At 63.7% G+C, this 21,346-nt stretch carries 29 protein-coding genes; all 29 read left to right on the plus strand.

Annotated features, from left to right (window positions below):
* Positions 1 to 121: 121 nt before the first annotated feature.
* The 29 genes from BES08_RS05785 to BES08_RS05910 all read left to right on the plus strand — a co-directional run bounded on the left by BES08_RS05785 (position 122) and on the right by BES08_RS05910 (position 21,340).
* Complete coding sequence (locus BES08_RS05785; RefSeq protein ID WP_156799775.1) at positions 122 to 751, plus strand: hypothetical protein; 630 nt, start codon at positions 122 to 124, stop codon at positions 749 to 751.
* Positions 752 to 754: 3 nt separating this feature from the next.
* The gene (locus BES08_RS05790) at positions 755 to 1,021 is read left to right on the plus strand and encodes a hypothetical protein (protein WP_069707782.1); all 267 of its coding nucleotides are present in this window, start codon (positions 755 to 757) and stop codon (positions 1,019 to 1,021) included.
* The gene (locus BES08_RS05795; RefSeq protein ID WP_069707783.1) at positions 1,022 to 1,837 is read left to right on the plus strand and encodes a hypothetical protein; all 816 of its coding nucleotides are present in this window, start codon (positions 1,022 to 1,024) and stop codon (positions 1,835 to 1,837) included.
* Between the two features lie 49 nt (positions 1,838 to 1,886).
* The gene (locus BES08_RS05800) at positions 1,887 to 2,516 is read left to right on the plus strand and encodes a putative metallopeptidase (protein ID WP_197524424.1); all 630 of its coding nucleotides are present in this window, start codon (positions 1,887 to 1,889) and stop codon (positions 2,514 to 2,516) included.
* A gap of 1 nt (position 2,517) precedes the next feature.
* A complete protein-coding gene (locus BES08_RS05805) occupies positions 2,518 to 3,015 on the plus strand; it encodes a DUF2280 domain-containing protein (protein WP_069707785.1) in 498 nt (165 codons plus the stop codon).
* 105 nt (positions 3,016 to 3,120) lie between these two features.
* Positions 3,121 to 3,753 carry a hypothetical protein gene (locus tag BES08_RS05810; protein ID WP_069707786.1) on the plus strand — a complete coding sequence of 211 codons (633 nt, stop codon included), beginning with the start codon at positions 3,121 to 3,123 and terminating at the stop codon, positions 3,751 to 3,753.
* On the plus strand, positions 3,750 to 3,881 hold the full coding sequence (locus BES08_RS34470) for a hypothetical protein (RefSeq protein WP_268957457.1): 132 nt from the start codon (positions 3,750 to 3,752) through the stop codon (positions 3,879 to 3,881). Before BES08_RS05810 ends, BES08_RS34470 begins: the two co-directional genes overlap by 4 nt.
* Before the next feature lie 107 nt (positions 3,882 to 3,988).
* Positions 3,989 to 4,123 (plus strand): HNH endonuclease, encoded by a 135-nt coding sequence (locus BES08_RS34655; protein WP_420873464.1) that lies wholly within the window; start codon positions 3,989 to 3,991, stop codon positions 4,121 to 4,123.
* Positions 4,120 to 4,389, plus strand: a complete 270-nt coding sequence (locus BES08_RS05815; protein WP_069707787.1) for a hypothetical protein — start codon at positions 4,120 to 4,122, stop codon at positions 4,387 to 4,389. Before BES08_RS34655 ends, BES08_RS05815 begins: the two co-directional genes overlap by 4 nt.
* The gene (locus BES08_RS05820; RefSeq protein ID WP_197524425.1) at positions 4,386 to 5,894 is read left to right on the plus strand and encodes a PBSX family phage terminase large subunit; all 1,509 of its coding nucleotides are present in this window, start codon (positions 4,386 to 4,388) and stop codon (positions 5,892 to 5,894) included. Before BES08_RS05815 ends, BES08_RS05820 begins: the two co-directional genes overlap by 4 nt.
* Positions 5,895 to 6,043: 149 nt before the next feature.
* Positions 6,044 to 7,942: a phage portal protein gene (locus BES08_RS34615; RefSeq protein ID WP_069707788.1), complete on the plus strand. Its 1,899-nt coding sequence runs from the start codon at positions 6,044 to 6,046 to the stop codon at positions 7,940 to 7,942.
* A gap of 2 nt (positions 7,943 to 7,944) precedes the next feature.
* Entirely contained in the window at positions 7,945 to 8,745 is an 801-nt protein-coding gene (locus BES08_RS05830) for a phage head morphogenesis protein (RefSeq protein WP_083274590.1), read from the plus strand.
* Positions 8,746 to 8,785: 40 nt separating this feature from the next.
* A complete protein-coding gene (locus BES08_RS05835; protein ID WP_069707789.1) occupies positions 8,786 to 10,063 on the plus strand; it encodes a DUF2213 domain-containing protein in 1,278 nt (425 codons plus the stop codon).
* A 3-nt stretch (positions 10,064 to 10,066) separates the two neighbouring features.
* Positions 10,067 to 10,564, plus strand: a complete 498-nt coding sequence (locus BES08_RS05840) for a structural cement protein Gp24 (protein WP_069707790.1) — start codon at positions 10,067 to 10,069, stop codon at positions 10,562 to 10,564.
* 1 nt (position 10,565) lies between these two features.
* Entirely contained in the window at positions 10,566 to 11,600 is a 1,035-nt protein-coding gene (locus BES08_RS05845) for a major capsid family protein (RefSeq protein WP_069707791.1), read from the plus strand.
* Between the two features lie 3 nt (positions 11,601 to 11,603).
* Complete coding sequence (locus BES08_RS05850) at positions 11,604 to 11,984, plus strand: hypothetical protein (RefSeq protein WP_069707792.1); 381 nt, start codon at positions 11,604 to 11,606, stop codon at positions 11,982 to 11,984.
* 9 nt (positions 11,985 to 11,993) lie between these two features.
* Positions 11,994 to 12,431 carry a DUF4054 domain-containing protein gene (locus tag BES08_RS05855; RefSeq protein WP_069707793.1) on the plus strand — a complete coding sequence of 146 codons (438 nt, stop codon included), beginning with the start codon at positions 11,994 to 11,996 and terminating at the stop codon, positions 12,429 to 12,431.
* Entirely contained in the window at positions 12,419 to 12,946 is a 528-nt protein-coding gene (locus BES08_RS05860; protein WP_156799776.1) for a hypothetical protein, read from the plus strand. The genes BES08_RS05855 and BES08_RS05860 overlap by 13 nt, the downstream gene beginning before the upstream one ends.
* Positions 12,946 to 13,353, plus strand: coding sequence for a hypothetical protein (locus BES08_RS05865; RefSeq protein ID WP_083274592.1), 408 nt, complete (start codon positions 12,946 to 12,948; stop codon positions 13,351 to 13,353). Before BES08_RS05860 ends, BES08_RS05865 begins: the two co-directional genes overlap by 1 nt.
* A complete protein-coding gene (locus BES08_RS05870) occupies positions 13,350 to 13,913 on the plus strand; it encodes a phage neck terminator protein (RefSeq protein ID WP_083274593.1) in 564 nt (187 codons plus the stop codon). Before BES08_RS05865 ends, BES08_RS05870 begins: the two co-directional genes overlap by 4 nt.
* 1 nt (position 13,914) lies before the next feature.
* Positions 13,915 to 15,402: a DUF3383 domain-containing protein gene (locus BES08_RS05875; protein WP_069707794.1), complete on the plus strand. Its 1,488-nt coding sequence runs from the start codon at positions 13,915 to 13,917 to the stop codon at positions 15,400 to 15,402.
* Between the two features lie 12 nt (positions 15,403 to 15,414).
* Entirely contained in the window at positions 15,415 to 15,861 is a 447-nt protein-coding gene (locus BES08_RS05880; protein WP_069707795.1) for a phage tail fiber protein, read from the plus strand.
* A 9-nt stretch (positions 15,862 to 15,870) separates the two neighbouring features.
* Complete coding sequence (locus BES08_RS05885; protein WP_069707796.1) at positions 15,871 to 16,410, plus strand: hypothetical protein; 540 nt, start codon at positions 15,871 to 15,873, stop codon at positions 16,408 to 16,410.
* A gap of 164 nt (positions 16,411 to 16,574) precedes the next feature.
* Positions 16,575 to 17,342, plus strand: coding sequence for a hypothetical protein (locus BES08_RS32685; protein ID WP_156799777.1), 768 nt, complete (start codon positions 16,575 to 16,577; stop codon positions 17,340 to 17,342).
* 45 nt (positions 17,343 to 17,387) lie between these two features.
* Entirely contained in the window at positions 17,388 to 18,881 is a 1,494-nt protein-coding gene (locus tag BES08_RS05890; protein ID WP_069707797.1) for a phage tail tip lysozyme, read from the plus strand.
* Entirely contained in the window at positions 18,881 to 19,498 is a 618-nt protein-coding gene (locus tag BES08_RS05895; RefSeq protein ID WP_069707798.1) for a hypothetical protein, read from the plus strand. Before BES08_RS05890 ends, BES08_RS05895 begins: the two co-directional genes overlap by 1 nt.
* Positions 19,495 to 19,788 (plus strand): phage baseplate plug family protein, encoded by a 294-nt coding sequence (locus BES08_RS05900; RefSeq protein WP_069707799.1) that lies wholly within the window; start codon positions 19,495 to 19,497, stop codon positions 19,786 to 19,788. The genes BES08_RS05895 and BES08_RS05900 overlap by 4 nt, the downstream gene beginning before the upstream one ends.
* On the plus strand, positions 19,788 to 20,657 hold the full coding sequence (locus tag BES08_RS05905; protein ID WP_069707800.1) for a baseplate hub protein: 870 nt from the start codon (positions 19,788 to 19,790) through the stop codon (positions 20,655 to 20,657). Before BES08_RS05900 ends, BES08_RS05905 begins: the two co-directional genes overlap by 1 nt.
* Entirely contained in the window at positions 20,654 to 21,340 is a 687-nt protein-coding gene (locus BES08_RS05910; RefSeq protein WP_069707801.1) for a Gp138 family membrane-puncturing spike protein, read from the plus strand. Before BES08_RS05905 ends, BES08_RS05910 begins: the two co-directional genes overlap by 4 nt.
* Positions 21,341 to 21,346 lie beyond the last annotated feature (6 nt).

The raw sequence follows: 21,346 nt of genomic DNA on the forward strand, positions 1-21,346 counted from the left end.
GAACTCTCGAAATTCCGGGATTGGGCCAAGGGCGCGCCCGGCGTGAAGGGCGTGAAGTCCGATTGGGACGCAACCTGGCGGAACTGGCTCCGCCGAGCACAAGAGGAAGGACGGTACGGCAATGGAACACATCGGAACGACGGTAGGTCGCCTGCTCCCCGGAATGCCGGGCGCCCTCGTGACGGAGCTATCGCTGAGCTCGATCGCCAGCTTGGGCTCGACGGCTTTGGCGAACCGCTTGGACGATGGGATGCTGGCGGCGGTCCAGGCTCTCGCGGCCGCTCCGTTGCCCGCACCTGAGCCGTGCGACGCCCAGCATTTCAACCAGTGCCTGCGTGTGCTGCTGGCGAACCTGCCGAAGCGCAATTCCGATGACATCAGCGGAAAGCTCCTGATCTCAACCTACCAGAAGAAGCTCGGCAACCTCCCGAAGGATCAGATCAGCTTCATCGCTGACCGGGCCATCACCGAATGCGAGTGGTTCCCTTCGATCGCCGAGTGCCTGCGCTTGGCGGAAGGCTGGGAGCGGAACGACGATGCAGTGCGGGTTCGCCGCGAAGCCACGGTCGCCGCACGCTGGGAGAGACAGGCCCGATTCGAGGAGATGATGGCCCGCCTCGCCGCCGGCGACGTGGACCAGTCGGAGATCGATGGCCTGCCGGTGTCCTGGCTCGAAGTTGCCGAGACGCGCGGCCACCTGCGCCGCGAGGACGGCGGCCGGTACACTTCGCGCATCCCTGCAAAGGCCTAATCCATGGAGCTGGGGGTCATAGTCTCGCGCCACGCCATTGCGCGCTACCGCGAGCGGGTCCGCGACATGCCGGATAGCGAGATCGTCGCCGCGCTCTCGGGTCCTGCGTTCGTGAAAGCCGCAGACTTTGGAGCGCCCTACGTGAAGCTCGGGACCGGCCAGCATGTCGTCATCACTGGCAGGCGCATCGCCACGGTCCTGGCGAAGGATACCTGGCTGGCGACCTTGTCGACCACCAGCATTTTCAATCTCAAGTACGCGAGGTCCTGAATGTACGCGGGGGAAGTCACCACCACCGATGCCGCGCCGGTATCATCTGCCAACATCTGCGCCTGCGGCACGCCGATCAGCCCGCACTCACGCGGCTCGTGCATCAAGTGCGGGCACGCGAAGATGCGCCGCGGTGTTCCCGACGACTTTGCCGAGATCCTGCGCCGCCTCGGATCGCAGGGAGCGGCCAAGCACTACAAGACTTCGCTGAGCACGCTGACCCGCTGGCGCCGCGAGTGCGGGATGGCCAAGCACCACCGCGCCAAGCCCTCGGCCGGGACCGGGATGCGCCGCACCGGCTTTGCCGAGCGCCCGCTGATGCATGCCCGCGACATGTCGTTCGTCGGACGGTCTGCGGACTACCTGCGCCGCTACGGCTCGATCCACCGCTGCAACCACGATGGCAGCTTCAACCCCAAGGGCGATCACTGGCGCCGGAACAACCGGGTAGTGACCTCCGACCATATCGTGAAGATCGCGATCAACCTGGGCTTCCGGTACGAGTACGACATTGCCCCCGGCGAAGTCCCCGCCGGGTTCGCCTCGGTCGCGGAGACGGGCGTGCGCAACGCCGAGAAGTTCTTCGGCCTGTCCCGCCGCACGGTCGCCCAGTGGAAGCGCGAGCGTTGCCCTGCCCCGCGTGGTGCGCGCCGCAAGGATACGCCGACCGACCTGACGACGATATCCGGACGCCTGAGCCTGCGCGCCATGGCCGACCACTACCAGGTATCGAAGGGCACCGTGATACGCTGGTTACGGGAAGCTGACGTCTCGATCGCCGAGCGCAAGAGCCTCGGAAAGCGGCTGAATTCCTAGCTGCGCATAGCCGGAACAATTTTGAACCAACTCAGGCAAAGATTTTTTCATGAAGAAAACGGCAGTGAAATCGAGGCCCCAGCCGCCCGCCGCTCTAATGGAAGCCCATGATGAGCAGTTCGTTCCCGACCATAAGTTCCGGGACTGGATCGTCTCGACCTTCATCGATGGCGAGGGGCATCTGCATAACCCGGATCACCAGCACCTGCGCTTCGCGGACATCGGTGTCCTGTGGACCAACGTCGACAACAGCCGGAACATGCGGACGGTCATTGGGCAGGCTGAACTGATGCCGCCCATGGCGATGGGGAAGTGGCAGCGCGCCCGCGCCGAGCAGCAGATCGCCGATTGGTTCGACGGCATGCCCACGTTCGTCCTGACCTTCCACGCCAAGTGGGCATCGATCATGGACGACGCCAGCTTCTGCGCGCTCGTGGAACACGAGCTCTACCACTGCGCGCAGAAGAAGGACGATCACGGCCAGCCGAAGTTTACCCAGGCGGGCCTGCCATCGTTCGGGATTCGTGGACACGACGTTGAAGAGTTCGTCGGTGTCGTCGCCCGATATGGTCCGACCGCAGAGGTGTCGCGGATGGTGGAGGCCGCGCTCGGGGACCGTGGAACCAGCCGCCTCGATGTCGCTCGCGCGTGCGGCACCTGTCATTTGAAGGCGGCTTGATATGGCGTTGAAACCGAAACGGAAGCGCCCGGAGCGGCGTCTCGACGACACGGCGAAGGCCTACATCGTGCACGCGCTGGCCATGTTCGACACGCCGACGATGGTGTCGAAGAGCCTGAAGGAAGACCTTGGCGTCGATGCGAGCCCGCAGCTGGTCGAGAGCTACAACCCGACGAAGCGGGCGGGTCGCAATCTCTCCGACAAGTGGAAGACGATGTTCGAGGAGGCGCGCAAGGCGTTTCTCGAAGACGCGAGTTCGATCCCGATCGCGAACCGGTCGGCCCGCCTGCGCGCGCTGCAGCGCATGGCCACGAAGGCGGAGCACATGGGGAACATGGCGATGGTGTCCAAGCTGCTGGAGCAGGCGGCGAAGGAGATGGGCAACGCCTTCACGAACAAGATCGACCTGCAGTCCAGCGATGGGACCATGAGCCCGCCGTCGCTGAACGACTTCTACGGCGGGCTCCGCAAGGCGCAGGAGGGCAATGCAGATGGCTGATTTTCTGACGATCGCCGTGATGGCGGTGATGACCGGCGCGTGGATGTGGCATCACGAGGCGCACGTCGTTGCCTGGGTTGAACTGGATGACCTGGGAGACAAGGCATGAGCACGAACGACGAGCGCGAGACGCTGCACAAGATCGCTACGAACGCGATCGAGGTGCTTACGGTCTACGACAAGCTAGCTGGTGCAGCATTCGAAGCGGCCCTCGCCTCCCTGCCCGCCCCAGCCCCGGCGGCGGAATGTCAGGATCCGAAGTGCTTCCATTGCGGCGACAGTGGCGAAATCTTCGGCCATGCCGACGACTGCGACAACGACAGCTGCTCGCTGAACGGCGACATCGATAGCTGTCTCGGTAAGGTTGAGCCGTGTGAATGCGCCGAACCTGCAAGCGATCCTTGCAAGTTGGTGGTGGCTGATCGTAACGCGATGATCGACGCCGCCCGCCGCGCAATTACCGATCGCTATTACGCAGGTGGTAAAGTTCGCCAGATGACGGCGGTCAAACCCCGCGAACTCGCAGAGCTTGTACTGGACGCGGCATTACCTCTCGTCTTCGCCCAGCAAGCGCCCGCGACGGGTGGTGAGGAGGCCGAAGTTACCGCCTGGGACATTGCGCAGGCCGAGCGTCACTATCCGCCCTCAAGCTGGAGGCGCGAGGCCATCATGGACCTTGCACGGTTCGTGGCATCAGTTCGGGTCGCGGCCCTGTCCGCAAAGGACGGCACTGCATGATCGGCAAGCTGCTTTGCATGATCGGCATCCACGCATGGCATCGGACTGGGCGCGTCACTGACAGACAGCGCGGCATCAGCAAGCTGATCTGCACCCGCTGCGGAACCCGCAAATGGTGGCGCGCATGAGTGGTTGGGCATTAACCAGCCGGCGCCGTCGTCTTCGTAAGGCACTGAGAGAACGGGACGGAGACGCCTGCTGCTGGTGCTGGCTACCGATGCTGTTCGGCCTTCGGATGCGTCATCATAAGCTGATCCCGACCATCGAGCACATTACCCCGCGATCGGAAGGCGGTTCTGACGACCTCGATAACCTCGTGCTGGCCCATCGCATCTGCAACCAGCGCCGCGCACAGGCAACGCGGATATGAGGGTCAAGGTCACCGAGCGGGACCTGCGCCACGGTGCCAACTCGGTGCGCTTCGGCAACGCCATCCTCGCGTGCGAGGGTTACGCGCCCTCGTGCTCGGATCAGGGCCGCTGCGCCATGGACGGCCGGTGCTTCGCCAGCGCCCCGCACCTCGTCGCCGCGCGCATGATCGAAAGCCTCATACCGAAGGACGGCCGGGCCGGGATGCACTACGCCTACCTGCGACAGGCCGCGCAGAACCTGCGCGAGAAACGCGTCCACCTGTGAACGCGCATACGTCCATTCCCCTGCCCGGCCTTGGGCACAACGGCGGACCTACCCTCAATCCCGTCCTGCAGCCGTTCTGGCTCGCCGCCAACAATGAGCGTGGCGAGCCTATCCGCAACCGCGTGCTCTACGGCGGCCGCGCGTCGTCGAAGTCGTGGGATGCTGCAGGCTTCGCGATCTTCCTCGCCTGCAACATCAAGATCCGTGTCCTCTGTGCCCGCCAGTTCCAGAACAAGATCGAGGAATCGGTCTACGCCCTGCTCAAGGTCCAGATCGAGCGCTTCGGCCTGCAGGAGCAGTTCCGGATCCTCGACAACCGCATCGTCCACAAGCGGACGGGCAGCGAGTTCCTGTTCTACGGCCTGTGGCGGCACATCAGCGAGATCAAGTCCCTCGAAGGGATCGACATCTGCTGGCTCGAAGAGGCGCATGCCGTCACCGAGGATCAGTGGAAGGTGCTGGAGCCGACCATCCGTAAGGAGGGCTCGCAGTTCTGGATCATCTTCAACCCGCAGCTGTCCACCGACTTCGCCTGGCGCCGGTTCGTCGTGAACCCGCCGCCGGGGACGATCGTGCGCGGCATCAACTACAACGAGAACCCCTTCCTCTCCACGACGATGCTCGCGGTGATCGCCGCAGCGGCAGCCGAGGACGAGGAGGAGTTCAACCATATCTACCTCGGTGTCCCGCGCGACGACGATGACGCCGTGGTCATCAAGCGCTCGTGGGTCATGTCGGCCGTCGACGCGCACACCAAGCTCGGCATCGAGGTCAGCGGCCGCAAGCGCCTCGGCTTCGACGTCGCCGACGACGGGCCGGATCGCAATGCCCTCGTGCTTGCTCACGGCCCGCTCGCCATGTGGTCCGACCTATGGAAGGGCGGCGAAGACGAACTGCTCAAGTCGGCGACGCGCGCATGGAACGTCGCGGTCGAGCACGAAGCCGAGCTCATGTTCGACAGCATCGGCGTCGGCGCAGGTGTGGGCGGCAAAATCAACGAGTTGAACGGCATGCGCGAGCATCAGGCGGCCCGCCGCTACGTCAACCACATGGGGTTCAACGCCGGCGGCGCCGTGCACCGGCCCGATGACATCTACGCACGGTCCCACCCTCCCCGCACCAACAAGGACATGTTCTCGAACATCAAGGCGCAGGCATGGTGGGGCGTCGCCGACCGGCTGCGCAACGTCCACAATGCTATTCGCGGCTTCGGCGAGGATGGCGTGCGCACCGACAGCTTCGATCAGTCGGAGATGATCTTCATCGACGGGGGCATGCCGAACCTGTCAAAGATCATCGACGAGCTATGCACGCCCAAGCGTGACTTCGACGGTGCGGGCAAGGTCAAGGTCGAGAGCAAGAAGGACCTGGCGAAGCCGAACCGAGTAGGCGGCCCCCGCCCGTCCCCGAACCTCGCCGACGCCTTCATCATGGCATATGGACCGGGTCAGGCGGCGATCCAGATGCATCCGGATGCTCTGAAGATGGCAATGGGGCGTCGCTGACCTGCTCCGCCAGTTGCTTGCGGATCTGCTCCTGGATGATGAACTGCTCCAGCGCGTCGGCGAGATCGGACACCTTGATTCCCATGCCCGCGCCATACCACGTGCCGCTGCCCGGTAACATGGACCTTACACCGTCGCTGTGAGGGACCATGTTCGACCGCATTCGCGCTGCGTGGCGCGCCTTCTGGAACGGCACCACTGCCCCGGCCGCCATCGCCCTTCCCTCGCCCGCGCCAGAGGACCGCAAGCCCATGCAGGTCCACCGCGCCGCACTGTGGGAGGCCGATCGCGGCGGCGTGCAGGCATTCGATCAGGAAGCCCTGTTCCGCGCGCTGGAGCCGATGCCCGGCGTTCTGCCGGAGGGCATGGCTTTCGACGCCGTCTCCCCGTCCTTCGATATGCTCGCCGCCTACGGGATGGACCAGATGTTCCACGAGGGCCTCGGGTTCCTCGGATATCCGTACCTCGCCGAGCTCAGCCAGCGTGCCGAGTACCGCAAAGTCGCCTCGATCTGGGCGGACCACTGCACCCGCAAGTGGATCAAGATTCACGGCGATGACGAAAAGGTGAAGGAACTCACCGCAAAACTGGAAGACCTGAAGGTCCGCGACTTGTTCCGGGAGGCGATCGAGAAGGAATGTCACTTCGGCCGGATGCAGATATTCGTCGATTTCGGCGACTGGAACGATGACATCGAGATCGCGGCGCCGCTGGCGATCCGCAAGGAAAAGATCACGCAGAAGCGGCCCCTCAAGGCCATCCGCCTCGTCGAGCCCATGTGGAGTTATCCGGGCGTCTACGGCTCGACCGACCCGCTTGCACCTGACTTCTACAAGCCCAAGGAATGGTATGTCTCGGGTCGCCGGGTCCATTCCTCGCGCCTTCTGACCCTCGTAGGCCACGATGTGCCCAACATGCTCAAGCCCGCCTATGCGTTCGGCGGCGTATCCCTCACTCAGATGTGCAAGCCCTACGTCGATAACTGGCTTCGCACCCGGCAGGCGGTGTCCGACCTCGTCAACGCCTTCTCTGTGATGGTGCTCGCCACCGACATGGACCAGGTGCTGCAGGCGAACCTGACGGCGACGCAGAACCTCTATCAGCGCCTCGACGTTTTCAACGCCACCCGCGACAACCGGGGCATCTTCGCGCTCAACAAGAACAGCGAGGAGTTTTCCAACGTCTCGGCACCGATCGCGGGGCTGCACGAACTGCAGGCGCAGTCACAGGAGCAGATGTCGTCGGTGTCGAGCATCCCGCTCGTGATCCTGCTGGGCATCACGCCCAAAGGCCTGAATGCGTCCTCGGAGGGTGAATTCCGCGTCTTCTACGATGCGATTCTCGGCTACAATGAGAAGGTCGTCGCCGATCCTCTCCGCAAGATCATCGACATGGTCCAGTTGTCCCTGTGGGGTGACATCGACCCGGAGATCACCTTCGAGTTCGAATCCCTGTGGGAGATGAGCGACAAGGACAAGGCGGACATCCGCAAGTCCGATGCCGATGCTGCCGCGATCTACCTGGAGCATGGCGTGGTCGATGCCGAGGAGGAGCGCGAGCGCCTCCGCAACGACGAAACCAGCATGTACCACGGCGTGAACCTCGAAGGCGCCGCCCCTGAGGACAACGACGAGGATACTGAGGGCGAAGGTGACGAAGACGAGGTCACCGGCGCGCAGGATGCCCGCACCGCCCATGCTGCCGGCGTCATGTGCACGCTGCCTGATGGCCGCATGCTGTTCCTCCGCCGTTCCGACGACAGCGACCGTCACCCCGGCAAGTGGTGCTGGCCAGGTGGCAAGATCGATGCTGGCGAGGACGCCTATGAAGCGGCCATGCGCGAACTGTTCGAAGAGACGGGCTTCGATGACGTCATGCTCGGCCTTCCCGTCGACGTGCGTGACGGCTTCATCACTTTCCGCGCAGACCTTTCCGCCCCGTTCGATCCTGAGTTGAACGGTGAGCACACGGCCGCCGTCTGGGCTCATCCGCTTGACGTGCCCGGCCAGCTGCACCCCGGAGTTGCCGCCACGCTCAAGGCCATGTGACCATGCGCCGCCCTGCCCCGGTGACGCTGGCACCGATCAGGCCATCTGCGCCGATCCGTGAGAAGTACGAGGCTCGGGCCGTCGCCGAGGTCGAGCGCATGCACAAGGACATCGTGCGTGAGATCAGCGCCGCATGGAAGCGGAACACGCCGGAGACGGTCCTGTTCGGCTCGGACGAGACGTCCACGGCGGCCCTGCAGCGCGTGTTCAACCTGCTTGCGCGCAAGTGGCTCAAGCGGTTCGATACCTTGTCGGACAATCTGGCGGACTACTTCGCGCAGGCCATCAAAGACCGGTGCGATACCACGTTGCAGGCCAGCCTCCGGCGCGGCGGGTTCTCGGTCAAGTTCAAGATGACCGATACCATGCGCGACGCCTACAACGCCGTGCGCGCAGAGAACGTTGGCCTGATCCGGTCGATAGGTGAGCAGCACCTGTCCAATGTTGAGACGCTCGTGATGCAGTCGGTCAGCACCGGCCGGGACCTGAAGACGCTCACCGCCCAGCTGCAGAAGCAGACGGGCATCACGAAGCGCCGCGCCGCGCACATCGCCATGCACCAGAACAACATGGCCACCGCCACCATGCGCAGCGTACGCGAGCGCGAGCTTGGCGTAACCGAGGGCATCTGGATGCACAGCGGCGGTGGCCGCGAGCCCCGTGCCAGCCACAAGGCGTTCTCGGGCAAACGGTTCAAGCTGGCAGAGGGGCATGATTTTGGGGACGGGTTCGGCCATGTCCTTCCCGGTCAGGCCATCAACTGCCACTGCACCTGGCGCGCCGTGATCCCCGGCTTCACCTGACAGGCGCTAACCTGAGGTTACAGCCTCGGAGCCGCCGCAGATGACTACCATTCTCCTCGCTATGGATCGCGCATCGGTGCGCCGCCGCGACGCCAACGGCTACCTCCACGTCGAGATCAGCAATCTCTCGAAAGCGAACATCTGCCCCTACATGGGTTCGGAAATCCCGAACTGGCGCGACCTGGGGCTTGAGCCGGATCGCGTCTATCGGCTCTACCGCGATCCCGAGGAACTGGCGCGCGGCGCCCACACCTTCAACAACATCCCGCTTCTGTCCGAGCACCTACCGGTCAACCCCGACCTCTGGGACGACGAAATCCCGAATGAGGTGAAGATCGGCAGCACCGGCACCGACGCCGTGTTCGTGATCCCGTACCTGCAGAACAGCCTGGTTGTCTGGTCTGCCCGCTACCAGCAGGCGATCGACGACGAGACGCAGCGAGAGCTCTCCTGCGGCTACCGCTACCGCGCCGACATGACCCCCGGCCAGACGGCCGACGGTTTGCATTACGACGGTGTAATGCGGGACATCATGGGCAACCACGTTGCACTCGTCATTGAAGGGCGCGCTGGTCCTGACGTTGTTGTCGGAGACGAACTGATGAAGCTCAAGTCGCGCACCGCGCTTATGATTTCCGGGGCTCTGCAGGCCACGGTCCGCCCGCTGCTCGCCGCCGACGCCAAGGTGGACCTGAGCAGCGCCCTGATGGCCTGCGATGCTGCGTCGCTCGGCAAGGCCAGCGGCCGCAAGAAGGCCGCCGAGCAGGTGCTTGCACTGGTTGCCCCTCACCTCGCGGCCGACAAGTCGATCGACCTCGACGGCATCGGCGCTGTGATTGCCTCGATTTCTCCGATGGCCCTCGACGAGGACAAGATCGAGGAAGCCGAGGATGAAGACCCGGAGGCCGCCGAAGACGACGATCCGGACGCTGCCGAGGATGAAGATCCCGACGGCGCGGAAGACGAGGATGACGACGACAAGCCCAAGGGCATGGACGCCGCCACCGTGCGCAAGCTGATCTCGCAGGCCGAAGATCGCGGCGCTCGCCGCGTTGCCGCCCTCGATCAGGCGCGCGCGGACGTGAAGCCGCTCGTCGGCGAAGTCGTCGGCATGGACAGCGCGCAGGCCATCTACGCCTTCGCCCTCGACACCGCAGGCTATGACAAGGCCGACCTCAAGGGTGCCAAAGTCTCCACGCTGCGCGCCATGGTCGCACGCGAGGTCGAACTGGCAAAGCCGAAGCAGCCGCTGGCGCTCGATAGTGCCGCCACCAAGCGTGCGAACGACAGCTTCGCCGATCTCTACGGGAGCAAGTAAGCCATGACCGGTTTCCAGACCAGCGTCGCCCGCAACCTCGCCCTTGGCATGCCCGGCGACTTCGCGACCGCGAACCCCTATTCGAGCGTGCCCGCGCTCTCCGGCGAACTGACGGCTGGCCCGCTGGGCGTCCTGATCGCCGCATGGGCATGGGCCGATGACACGACCGGTGTCGTCACCAATGCCAAGCCGGGCTCGAACGCCAACCGCCAGGGCTTTGTCGGCCTCAAGCAGCGCGCGGTCATCACCGGCTACATGGCCGAATCCACGATGACCATCAATGCGGGCATGGAGGTCACGCTCTACAACGGCGGCGACTTCTTCGTGCGCGCGACCGCAACCGTCACGATCGGCCAGAAGGTGTTCGTCAACACCACGACCGGCGCGATCACCTTCGCCGCTGCTGGCGCCACCGTCGCCGGCAGCGAGGAGAAGAAGTTCTTCGCCATGACCGCCGGTGTTTCCGGCGACGTCATCATCATCTCGGACAAGGGCTTCTGATATGACCACCCCTCGCCTTTCGGAACATCGCAATCGCCTGGCGCGCGGCGGCGTCATCCTGCCCTCCGGCCTCGAATACATGCCCGAGGGCTGGCGCGAGAACGCGGACATTGCCATGGACGCGCAGCCCGCCCTGTTCAGCGTGCCGAACGCTGGCGTGCCGTCGCTGTTCACCACGTACATCGATCCGCGCCAGATCAAGGTCGTGTTCCAGCCCACCGTCGCCGCCGAGTTCTACGGCGAAGAGAAGATGGGCGACTGGACCACGGACACCGCGTCGTTCCCGCTGACCGAGCTGACCGGCTTCACGTCGGCATACGGCGACTTCAACAACAACGGCAAGTCGGGCGCGAACGCCAACTGGGTCAGCCGCCAGTCCTTCCACTTCCAGACCTTCACCCGCTGGGGTGAGCGTGAACTGGAGAAGTATGGAGAGGCACGCATCGATTGGGCATCGCTGCAGAGCGAGGCTAGCAGCGAGACCCTGAATCGCGCGCTCAACGCCAGCTACTTCTACGGCGTGACTGGTCTGAAGCTGTACGGAGGTACCAACGACCCTGCGCTCCCGGCCGCGATCTCGCCGGGCACCAAGGCCGCCGGCGGCCTGACCTGGGATGTCGGTACGGTCATCGAAATCTACAACGATTTCATGAAAATGTACAAGCAGCTGCAGGTCCAGATGCCTGCTCTCGTGAACATGTCCTCGGCGATGGACTGGGGTATCCCGAACACTCTCGAACCGGCGCTCGCCAAGACGAACGACTTCGGAAAGACGGTGAAGGAAATCATCCAGCAGTCGTTCCCGAACGTGAATATCACGGTCATTCCCGAGTTCGTCACCGGCTCGGGCAACCTGATGCAGCTGAAGCTGCGCGACGTGAAGGGCATGCCGGTCACCAAGTCCGCATTCACCGAGAAGATGCGCCTCCACCCGGTGCTCGTGATGGCCTCGGGCTGGGAGCAGAAGAAGTCCGCCGGTACGTGGGGCAATGTCCTGCGCTACCCGATCGCCATCGTCCAGATGCTGGGAGCTTGATCCATGGCCGCTGCCACCAACACCGCCGCTGCCGTCGCGGCCGCCACCCTCACCGTGTGCTCGAAGCTGCCGTTCGACTTCGCAGCCGAGCACGGCGGGAAAACCGTCGTCTTCAAGGGCGGCAAGGCCATCGACCCGGTCACCCGCGAGCCGTACCTCACCGGCGGCTACGGCCTGACCCGCGATGTCGATGCCGACTGGTTCGCGGCATGGTCGGACGCCGTGGGCGACTTCAAGCCGCTGCAGACCGGCGCGATCTTCTCGTCGACTTCCAAGGATCCGGAAGCGGAAGCGGCCGAGATGAATGGCGAGGTCGCCACCGGCCTGGAGCAGAAGTCGGCCGAGGAACTCGGTGTCGAGGTCGTCGCCGACGACAAGAAGTAAGGATCGCACATGGCCATCGCGGTATTTGACTATACCGCCTGGATCACTCGGTATCCTGAGTTTGGGGCGGTCGGCGAACAGCGGGCCGCCCTATTCTTTGCCGAGGCTGGGCTGTACCTCGATAACACCGACGCCTCGCCCGTCGGGGACGTCACCGTTCGCCTGTTGCTGCTCAACATGCTGACCGCGCATATCGCGGTGGGTGCAGGCGCCCAGTCGCCAGGCGGCACGCCCGACGGCATGGTCGGGCGCGTGAGCTCTGCGACCGAGGGCGGCGTGACGGTCAGCTTCGACACCGGCCTTGAGGCAGGCACCGCGGCGTGGTTCCAACAGACCAGTTACGGCTTTGCATTCTGGCAGGCGACCAAGGGCCTGCGCAGCGCCATGTACGTCCCTGCCCCGCCGCGCATCACCGATCCGTGGAGGAGCGCCCGGTGGCGGAGGTAACCGGCGGCGATAAGCTGGCGGAGGCCATGGCCGCGCTGCGCGACCGTGTCCTGTCTGCGCAGGAGGTCCGCGTTGGTTTCCTCGAAGGCGCCTCCTACCCCGACGGCGACCTCAACGTGCCCACGGTCGCCGCGATCAACAACTTTGGCGCGCCCGAGGCTGGCATCCCTGCCCGCCCGTTCTTCACCGACATGGTCCTGCGCTGCTCGCCGGAATGGGGCGAGAAGTTCGCTGTCGTGCTGCAGTCGACGGACTATGACGTGAAGGCCGCGCTCGAGTTGATGGGCGTCGGAATGTCCGATCAGCTTCGCACCGAGATCATCGGTTTCGACAGCGTTCCCAACTCGCCGGTGACCGACCTCCTGAAGGAGCGGTTCCCCACTGGCGTCGGCGTGAAGTTCGATGACGTGCAGCAGGCTCGTATCGACGTCGCCAACGGCGAGGTAGCGGCACCTGGCAAGCCGCTCGTCTGGTCCGGCCAGATGCTCAGCAGTGTCGCCTCGGAGGTCGAGTGATGGTGAACCTGCGGGCCATCGCCAACCGCGCGACCAGTCGCATGAACCCGAACGTAGAGGGCGCGGCGCAGGTTTCGACGGGCTACATCACGTCGCCGGCGGGTAAGCGCGAGCCCGCATTTGCCGATGCCGTGCCCATCACGATCCAGATGCAGGCGCTGACCAAGCCGGAGATCGAGCATCTCGATGCGCTGAATATCCAGGGCACCGAGACGTCCGCCTTCGCGAACATGCAGTTGTCGGGCGTGGACGCGGTCAAGAACAAGGGCGCCGACGTCATCACCATCGGCACCGATCTCACAATTCCCGCTGACCTTCGCGGCTCCAAGTGGCTTGTCACCGCCGTCCTTGAGGGATGGGTGACGGCCGGATGGTGCAAGGTCGGCCTCACGAGGCAGAAGGCATGAGCGATACGTGGAACGGCCACCTCTACCTCCCTCAGGGCGAGGTCGTCAGCCAGAAGCCGAGCGTCTCGCTGACCGAGGAGCAGATATTCACCGGCCTGCGCGCGTTCCTGCTCAACGTGCTCGCGGACGATGTTGAAGTCTTCCAGGGCCAGGACAACAACGTGCCGATGCCGACGCGCGAAAACTTCGTGGTCATGACGGCATCGGCGCGCCAGCAGCTGTCGCAGACGGTGCACACCTACGACCCTGAGGAGGGGGAGAAGGAAATCAGCCGATCGACCTCGATGCACTTCCAACTCGACACCTACGGACCGAACGCCTCGGACAACGTGCAGGTCATCACGACGCTATTCCGGGATGCCTATGGCGTCGATTTCCTTCGCCCCTTCGGCCTCGCCCCCCTCTTCTGCGACGACGGCGCGCAGATGCCGCTGGTGACCGGCGAGAAGCAGTATCTCCAGCGCTGGACCATGCGCGGCGTGCTGCAGACCAACCTCGCAGTGACGCTCCCGGCCGAATTCGCCGACAATCTGATTACAACCTTGGTGGAGGTCACCTAAGATGACGAGCATTCCCGCATCGGCAATCGTGAACGTCCTGCCCGCCGTCATCGCTGCTGGTGGCTCGGGCCTGGACATCATCGGCCTGATGCTGACCGACAGCAGCCGTGTCCCGGCAGGATCGCGCCTGTCGTTCGCGTCGGCACCTGATGTCGCGGCCTATTTCGGCCCCCTCTCGACCGAGGCGACGCTGGCTGCGATCTATTTCGCCGGCTACGACAACTCGACGGTCAAGCCCGCCTCGCTGGTTTTCTGGCGCTACGCCCAGGCGGCGATTCCGGGTTTCCTGCGCAGCGCGCGCGTCGATGATTTGACGCTCGCCCAGCTGCAGGCGCTGACCGGCGTGCTCACCGTGAACTTCGGGGGCGTCGCGGCCACGTCGGCAGCGATCAATCTGGCGGGCGCGACGAGCTTCTCGAACGCGGCGGATCTGATCCAGGCGGGCTTCACCACGCCGAACTTCGCCGTCACCTATGACAGCGTTTCCGGCGCCTTCGTCTTCACCTCGACTGCAACCGGCGCCACCGCGACGGCCGTGTACGCAACGGGCACGCTCTCCACGCCCCTGCGCCTTACTCAGGCGGCCGGCGCGGTCATCAGCCAGGGTCAGGCAGCGAAGACGCCCGCTACCGGCATGGCCGAGGTCATCGACAACACGCAGGATTTCGTGTCGTTCATGACCACGTTCACCACGACCGACAGCGAGAAGCTCGCATTCGGCGCGTGGGCAGACGGGCAGAACAGCCGGTTCCTCTATGTGTCGTGGGACAACAATCCGGCTGCGAAGGCCACGGGCGACACGACCAGCGCACTCGCGCAGGCGATCGCCGACGGCTACGGCTCGATCGTCGGCATCTACGACCCCAACAATGGCGCGTCGGTCGCGGCCTTCCTCATGGGCGCCATCGCCTCAATCAACTTCACCGCGGCAAACGGCCGGGCCACGCTGGCATTCCGCACCGGATCCGTGAACCCGGGCGTCACGAACGCCACCGTCGCTGCCAACCTGAAGGCGAACGGGTACAACTTCGTCGGCTCCTACTCGACCGCCAACGACGAGTTCACGTTCTTCTTCCCCGGCCAGGTCACCGGCGACTTCGACTGGATCGACAGCTGGGTCTGTCAGGTCTGGATGAACAACGCCTTCCAGCTGGCCCTGATGAACCTGCTGACCTCGGTCGGCTCGATCCCGTATAACGCGGATGGCTATGCACTGATCGAGGCATCCCTGCGAGGTGTGGTGGACGATGCCGTCAACTTCGGCGCAATCCGCGCGGGTGTGACCCTGAGCGCGCAGCAGAAGGCCGAGATCAACACCATGGCCGGCGGCGACATTGCCGACACCGTCGAACAGCGAGGCTGGTTCATCCAGATCTCGGATGCGAGCCCGGCCGTGCGCGCTCAGCGCGGTTCACCGCCCTGCTACGTGTTCTACACCGATGGCCAGTCGGTCCAGACCATCACGCTCTCCAGCGTCCTCGTCCAGTAAGGGGCATCGAACATGGCGAACAATCGCACCCTCACGAGCGCCAATGCGATCCTCCTGATCGCCGTGGACCTCATCTTCCCGGTGGCCCAGCGCATCCAGGGGTTCTCGACCGACGACATCACCGACATCGATGCCGTCGAGCCGGGCGAGATGGTGATGGGCGTCGACGGCCGTCTCAGCGCCGGTTACGTGCCCACCTCATTCCGTCAGACGATCAACCTGCAGGCGGACAGCGAGAGCAACGACTTCTTCGACGTGTGGGCGACCTATGAGCGCAACCGCCGCGAGAAGTCCGCGGCATCGGGCACGCTGATCATCCCAGGCGTGAAGCGCCAGCACACGCTCTACCGGGGCTTCCTGCGCAGCTACAAGCCCATCCCGGCCCTGCGCAAGACGTCCCAGCCTCGCCCGTTCATCATCGAGTGGGAGCGTCACTACCCCGCTCCCTACATCGGCTAAGGGGCGGACATGGCTCGCAAACACAAGATCGTCACGATCGACGCCGAGGGTCGCGACAAGGGGAAGTCGTTCCTGATCGTCGAGAAGTCCGCCTGGGACAGCGAGAAATGGGCCACGCGCGCCCTGCTCACGCTGTCCAAGGCGGGCGTGGAGGTTCCGGACGATGTCATGCAGGCGGGGGCCATCGGCCTGCTGGCGATCGGCCTCGACGCCTTCCGGCAGTTAAGCTTCGACGAAGCGGAGCCGCTCCTCGCCGAGATGGTCGCCTGCATCCACTTCGTCCCGGACGCGGCCGCCAAGGACCCGATGACCGGCCGCCCGATGACGCGCGGCCTGATCATGCCTACCGAGGTGAATGACGGCGACATCGAGGAAGTGCCCACCCTGCTCAAGCTGCGTGCGGAGGCGCTTGAGCTGCACGTGGGTTTTTCGATCAGCGCCGCCATCTCGACCTTGATGGCCATGACGGCGCGCAATTCGAGCCGACCCCGTACGCAAACGTCCCCGGATCCTGCGGAGCCGCCATTGGAGCAGGTCGAGCCAGCCTGATCGACCTGCAGACGGTGTACGGCCTTGAGGACGTGTACGACCTGCTGGAGGTGATGGCCGTCGGCAACCAGAACGAGCGACGGGCCACGGAGGCGGCAAAACGCGATCCAGGTGGATGATTCGTCGCCTTGTGGAAACATAGCGTTCGTGCTGAAAAGCACGACATGGGGTTCATCGGCTTATTAATATTCTGGCTACTTTGCGCGTTTGCCTGCGAAATAATGGCCAACGCGAAAGGCAGAAGCGGTTGCCTTCACTCCCTCCTGGGACTTTTGTTTGGTCCATTGTGGGTTATCGTCACTGCACTGATGCCTACCGATACAGATGCGCTGGAACGCAGGTCGGTCAATAGCGGAAAGATGCGCAGATGTGTGTACTGCGCGGAAGCCATTCGGAATGAGGCTGTCGTCTGCAGATATTGCGGGCATGAAATTGAACCCTTACCGGCTCCGACATTCATTCAATACGTGGCTAACTATGCCGGTCCGTTGGGCGCATTGGTCGCGATCGTAATAGGGTTGTACTTCGCCGGAACGATCAACGCGGAACAGCCGATTGATGATATAACTGAAGCGCCCTTTCCACTTGCGACATATCCATCGCAATTCGTGGAACCGCGCGACCCGACGCCGGCAGAGGAGGATCTCCAGCCGGAGGCGTTACCATCTGCTCAAGGCGATGCATCACCCGCCAGCGATGCCCCTTCGGACGCAAGCCCTCCCGATCAAGAGATGGAGGGCATGAAGTCTCTGGCTTTGTCTCTCGATGAGCAATGCCGTGGAGGAGCTCACGCGCCGGACGATGCTGTGTGCAGACGCCGAGATAAAGCCTACGACTATTTGAAATTCCGAGGTGTTTGCTGGGCCTACAGCGACCCAGCCATAGCTCCGCCGCAATACAATTGGCATGATTGCAGCCAGGCGAGCCCGTAGGCGTCAGTTCCCATGATAGCCTGAGGTTACAACCTCGGGGTTCCCATGGCCACGCATATCCTAGACGCATTCCTGATCAAGTTCGGCATCGAAACCAGCGAGTTCGAGGATAGCGAGCGCGATATCCGCGACCGCTCCAAGCGCCTGCGGGAGGACTCGAAGAAGACCTTCGACGGCATGGAGGCCGGGAGCAAGAAGTTCGGCTCCTCAATCAAGAACGTCCGTAACGAGGTCGTTGGCCTGGGTCTCGCATTCATGGGCGCCCGCTCGATCACGGATATGATCGGGAACATGATGACCGGCGCAGCGTCGGCGGAGCGCTTGGGCACCACAATGGGTATGACCACCCGTCAGGTGTGGTCCTGGCGCCAGGCGATGAAGGGCGTCGGGGGGCAGAACGGAGATGCCGACGCGGCGCTGCAGTCGATCCAGAAGCTGCGGATGGCATTCCAGCAGGGGCAGATTGATCCGGCGTCCTCTGGTATACTGTCTCGCCTGGGTGTCAGCGGCAATGACCTGCGTAACAGCAACCCCGGCGACATCATGCGCAAACTCTCGGGCGCGCAGTCCCGCATGGACCCGGAATTGTTCTCCAGCCTGCTCTCGCAGATCGGCTTGAGTGGGCCTGTCACGTATTTCCTGATGAAGGGCCAAAGCAGCGTGGAGCAGCTGCTAGACAAGTACGAGGAAAGTGCGGACCAGCAGGAGGAACTGGCAAAAAAGACCGAGGACGTCCAGCAGAAGATGGCCGAGCTTAACACGAGCATTCAGGGAAAGCTTGTTCCTGTTCTCGTGCGCGTTGCAGACGGTCTCGAAAAAATTCTATCGATCCTTCCTGGCGGCGGCGACGCGAAGACGAGGTCTTCTTCCGAGGGCCGTAAGGTGCTTTGGGAAGACAAGGTATTCGGCGGGCTGTTCACGATATACGCGGACAAGGCACCCAAGCCAGGTGGTCAGAACCTTGCGCAATCACGAGGTCAGGCGCCGGTCGGCGCTTTGAACTCCGGCAATGAAGCCCAAATCAAGCAGTTCCTGACGAACAAGGGCGTCGGTAGTGCGCGCACGCTCGGCATCATGGGGGCCTTGTTCGCTGAGAGTAAGATGGACCCCAAGGCCGTTAACCCGACCTCGGGCGCATTCGGCATCAATCAGTGGCTCGGCTCTCGCAAGGCAGAGCTCGGCCGCCGCTACGGCGTCGATAAAAACGGAAATCCCACAGCCAACCTGCAGCAGCAGCTTGAATTCCTGTGGTGGGAATTGAACGGCGGTGATCACGGCGGGAAGGCAGTGCTCCGTCAGAATACTGCGGCAGGCACGGCACGGACGATGATCGAGAAGTTCCTGCGGCCCGCCAAGGGCTACGAGACGACGAGCGATCTTCGCCGCGCCCAGAACTACATGAGTAGCCGCGGCGGTGGCAACATCACCATCCAGAATATGACGGTGCAGACGAAGGATGCCGCCAGCTTCCAGCGCGACATGCGCGCGCAGGTCCGCCGCCACACCGTGGCCAAGGCTGATCAGGGCGTGGCCCCCTGATGGCTGGCCCCGAATACCCTGACGTCCCGAAGGCAGGCGGCGTCCCGGCCGTCAAGCGCTCCGCCGAAAACCCGGGCACCGGAACGCAGGAGCAGTTGACCAGCGACGAGATCACCGTCGCCGGATACGATGACTATGAGTGGGGCATCTACAAGGTCGGCACCAAGCAACTTGCGCTCGAAGCGGACAGCGTCGTGTCGGTCGGCTACGATGCCGAATACCGGCTCGCCGACTACCCACTGGAAGAAGGTGGCTTCGAGACTTACGACAAGATCGCCCTGCCCTTCATGAACCGGGTCGTCCTGACCAAGGGCGGCACGCGCGAGGAACGCTCAGCCTTTTGCGCCTCGATCGAGGCCATTCGGCCGGATACCGAACTCTATTCCGTGGTCACCCCGGAGCAGATCTTCATCAACGTCAACATCGCCCGCGTCACGATCGACCGCAGCCTGGAGGCGGGCGCCGGGATGGTGCGGGCTGAAATTGTCCTGCAGGAGATCCGGCAGACCGCGTCTTCGAGCTTCTCGAACACGCGCGACGCCGCCAGCGCCGATGCCGTCAACAATGGCAGCAACCAGCCTAAGGCCTCGACGGCCGCAACGGGTGATGTGCGATGACGGTCCTGCAGGTCCCCCTGATCGCGTCGCCGTCGCAGGAACTGAGCATCCGTCTAGGCCAGCAGTCTTGCCGCCTGCGCGTCTACCAAAAGCGCACCGGGCTCTACCTCGACCTGCTGGTGAACGATCTCGTGGTAGCGCAGGGCATCCTGTGTTGCGACCGCGTCTGGCTGATTCGTGATCCAGCGTCCGGCTTCGTCGGCGACTTCACGTTCATCGACACGCAGGGCGCCAGCGCGCCTGACTACACGGGGCTCGCTGGACGCTACCAGTTGGTCTGGAACGGCTGATGGCCTTCTCCAAACGCAAGATTTCGCTCCAGTTTCAGCTGGGGCAAGGCGACTTCGGCGAGGCGGGCATGGACACGGTCACGCTCGACGACCTGCGATGCTCGGTGAACATCGTCCGCGCTGGCATCGGCTATGCGCAGGCAGATATCACGGTCTACGGCATGAAGCTGGACCTGATGAACAAGCTGACGGTGACGCAGAAGTTCTTCTTCGAAAACCAGCGATACAACCAGGTAATCGTCAGCGCGGGCGATGAGCAGTCTGGCATGGCCATGTGCTTTGGCGGGACGATCATGGAGGCATGGGCAGACGGCCGCCAAGCTCCCGACGTGGCGTTCCATGTGTCTGCGCAGTCTGGTGCGTTCGAATTGATGAAGCCGGTGCGGCCGGTCAGCTTCCGGGGATCGGTAGACGCGGCCCTCATGCTGTCCGGTATTGCGGGGCAGATGGGCTACAGCTTCGAGAACAGCGGCGTCACGGCCACCCTCGTCGATCCCTACAAGCCCGGTTCGGCGAAATCTCAGATCGCGTCCATCTGCCGGGATATCGACTGCCTCTCAGACGTCGATGATTCAACCAAGGTCGTCGCAGTGTGGCCGAAGGGTAAGGCGCGAGGCGCGCAGGCGGTCCTGATCTCTAAGGATACCGGCCTCGTCAGCTACCCTAGCTACACGCAAAGCGGCGTCCAGTTCTCCTCGATCTACAACCCCAACATCGTTTTCGGGGCGGCTCTCCAGCTGGAGAGCCAGTTCACCCCGGCGAGCGGGCAGTGGGCCGCCTACCATATCGCTCACCGCCTCGAATCAGAGGTGCCGAACGGACAGTGGTTCACCGACGTCGAGTGCAATTATCTGGATTACGTGGCATGACCGAGAACTACACCGGCTTCGGCGGCATAGCCCAGACGCAAGACGATTACTCCGTCGCGGATTTCATCGCGCGCCAGATCATGAACGGCATGGCCACGTCCGCCATTGTCGAGGTTAAGGCCGTCCACACCAACGGCGAGGACGTGACGGTAGACGTGCAACCGATGGTGCATCAGATCGACGGCGCCGGAACCGGCATCCCGCATGGCATCATCCATGGTCTACCCGTTTTCTCGCTTCGCGGCGGCCCGTGCGTGATCCGCATCAACCCGCGCGTCGGCGATATCGGGCAGGTAAAGTTCTGCAGCAGCGACATCTCCACGGTGAAGAAGACGAAGGCGCCGGCGAACCCATCGACCCGCCGTCGCTTCGACTGGTCCGACGGGATCTACTACGGCGCGATTCTGCCGAAGCAGGCGGCCACGACCATCATCGAGGTCGATGGCGACGGCAACGTCTTGATCATCTCCCCGGCCGTGAAGATGGCGGTCACCGACAAGGTCGATATCACCGGGATCGTCGATGCCTCCGGCGAGTATCAGGTGGGCGGCACAAAGGTCGTCGGCGAGCAGCAGAGCGCGATCACGGACCCTACTGGAGGCTCGACCGTCGATAACGGCGCGCGCACCGCGATCGGGGGCATCCTTTCGGCACTAAGGGCACACGGTCTGATCGCCTCGTAGAATAGA

Source organism: Novosphingobium resinovorum, assembly GCF_001742225.1.
GTDB lineage: Bacteria > Pseudomonadota > Alphaproteobacteria > Sphingomonadales > Sphingomonadaceae > Novosphingobium > Novosphingobium resinovorum_A.

Excerpts from the sequence above, each read along its gene's own strand:
- BES08_RS05785 (WP_156799775.1), top strand. The coding sequence starts at position 122 with ATGGAACACATCGGAACGACGGTAGGTCGCCTGCTCCCCGGAATGCCG.
- BES08_RS05790 (WP_069707782.1), top strand. The coding sequence starts at position 755 with ATGGAGCTGGGGGTCATAGTCTCGCGCCACGCCATTGCGCGCTACCGC.
- BES08_RS05795 (WP_069707783.1), top strand. The coding sequence starts at position 1,022 with ATGTACGCGGGGGAAGTCACCACCACCGATGCCGCGCCGGTATCATCT.
- BES08_RS05800 (WP_197524424.1), top strand. The coding sequence starts at position 1,887 with ATGAAGAAAACGGCAGTGAAATCGAGGCCCCAGCCGCCCGCCGCTCTA.
- BES08_RS05805 (WP_069707785.1), top strand. The coding sequence starts at position 2,518 with ATGGCGTTGAAACCGAAACGGAAGCGCCCGGAGCGGCGTCTCGACGAC.
- BES08_RS05810 (WP_069707786.1), top strand. The coding sequence starts at position 3,121 with ATGAGCACGAACGACGAGCGCGAGACGCTGCACAAGATCGCTACGAAC.
- BES08_RS34470 (WP_268957457.1), top strand. The coding sequence starts at position 3,750 with ATGATCGGCAAGCTGCTTTGCATGATCGGCATCCACGCATGGCATCGG.
- BES08_RS34655 (WP_420873464.1), top strand. The coding sequence starts at position 3,989 with ATGCGTCATCATAAGCTGATCCCGACCATCGAGCACATTACCCCGCGA.
- BES08_RS05815 (WP_069707787.1), top strand. The coding sequence starts at position 4,120 with ATGAGGGTCAAGGTCACCGAGCGGGACCTGCGCCACGGTGCCAACTCG.
- BES08_RS34615 (WP_069707788.1), top strand. The coding sequence starts at position 6,044 with ATGTTCGACCGCATTCGCGCTGCGTGGCGCGCCTTCTGGAACGGCACC.
- BES08_RS05830 (WP_083274590.1), top strand. The coding sequence starts at position 7,945 with ATGCGCCGCCCTGCCCCGGTGACGCTGGCACCGATCAGGCCATCTGCG.
- BES08_RS05835 (WP_069707789.1), top strand. The coding sequence starts at position 8,786 with ATGACTACCATTCTCCTCGCTATGGATCGCGCATCGGTGCGCCGCCGC.
- BES08_RS05840 (WP_069707790.1), top strand. The coding sequence starts at position 10,067 with ATGACCGGTTTCCAGACCAGCGTCGCCCGCAACCTCGCCCTTGGCATG.
- BES08_RS05845 (WP_069707791.1), top strand. The coding sequence starts at position 10,566 with ATGACCACCCCTCGCCTTTCGGAACATCGCAATCGCCTGGCGCGCGGC.
- BES08_RS05850 (WP_069707792.1), top strand. The coding sequence starts at position 11,604 with ATGGCCGCTGCCACCAACACCGCCGCTGCCGTCGCGGCCGCCACCCTC.
- BES08_RS05855 (WP_069707793.1), top strand. The coding sequence starts at position 11,994 with ATGGCCATCGCGGTATTTGACTATACCGCCTGGATCACTCGGTATCCT.
- BES08_RS05865 (WP_083274592.1), top strand. The coding sequence starts at position 12,946 with ATGGTGAACCTGCGGGCCATCGCCAACCGCGCGACCAGTCGCATGAAC.
- BES08_RS05870 (WP_083274593.1), top strand. The coding sequence starts at position 13,350 with ATGAGCGATACGTGGAACGGCCACCTCTACCTCCCTCAGGGCGAGGTC.
- BES08_RS05875 (WP_069707794.1), top strand. The coding sequence starts at position 13,915 with ATGACGAGCATTCCCGCATCGGCAATCGTGAACGTCCTGCCCGCCGTC.
- BES08_RS05880 (WP_069707795.1), top strand. The coding sequence starts at position 15,415 with ATGGCGAACAATCGCACCCTCACGAGCGCCAATGCGATCCTCCTGATC.
- BES08_RS05885 (WP_069707796.1), top strand. The coding sequence starts at position 15,871 with ATGGCTCGCAAACACAAGATCGTCACGATCGACGCCGAGGGTCGCGAC.
- BES08_RS32685 (WP_156799777.1), top strand. The coding sequence starts at position 16,575 with ATGGGGTTCATCGGCTTATTAATATTCTGGCTACTTTGCGCGTTTGCC.
- BES08_RS05890 (WP_069707797.1), top strand. The coding sequence starts at position 17,388 with ATGGCCACGCATATCCTAGACGCATTCCTGATCAAGTTCGGCATCGAA.
- BES08_RS05895 (WP_069707798.1), top strand. The coding sequence starts at position 18,881 with ATGGCTGGCCCCGAATACCCTGACGTCCCGAAGGCAGGCGGCGTCCCG.
- BES08_RS05900 (WP_069707799.1), top strand. The coding sequence starts at position 19,495 with ATGACGGTCCTGCAGGTCCCCCTGATCGCGTCGCCGTCGCAGGAACTG.
- BES08_RS05905 (WP_069707800.1), top strand. The coding sequence starts at position 19,788 with ATGGCCTTCTCCAAACGCAAGATTTCGCTCCAGTTTCAGCTGGGGCAA.
- BES08_RS05910 (WP_069707801.1), top strand. The coding sequence starts at position 20,654 with ATGACCGAGAACTACACCGGCTTCGGCGGCATAGCCCAGACGCAAGAC.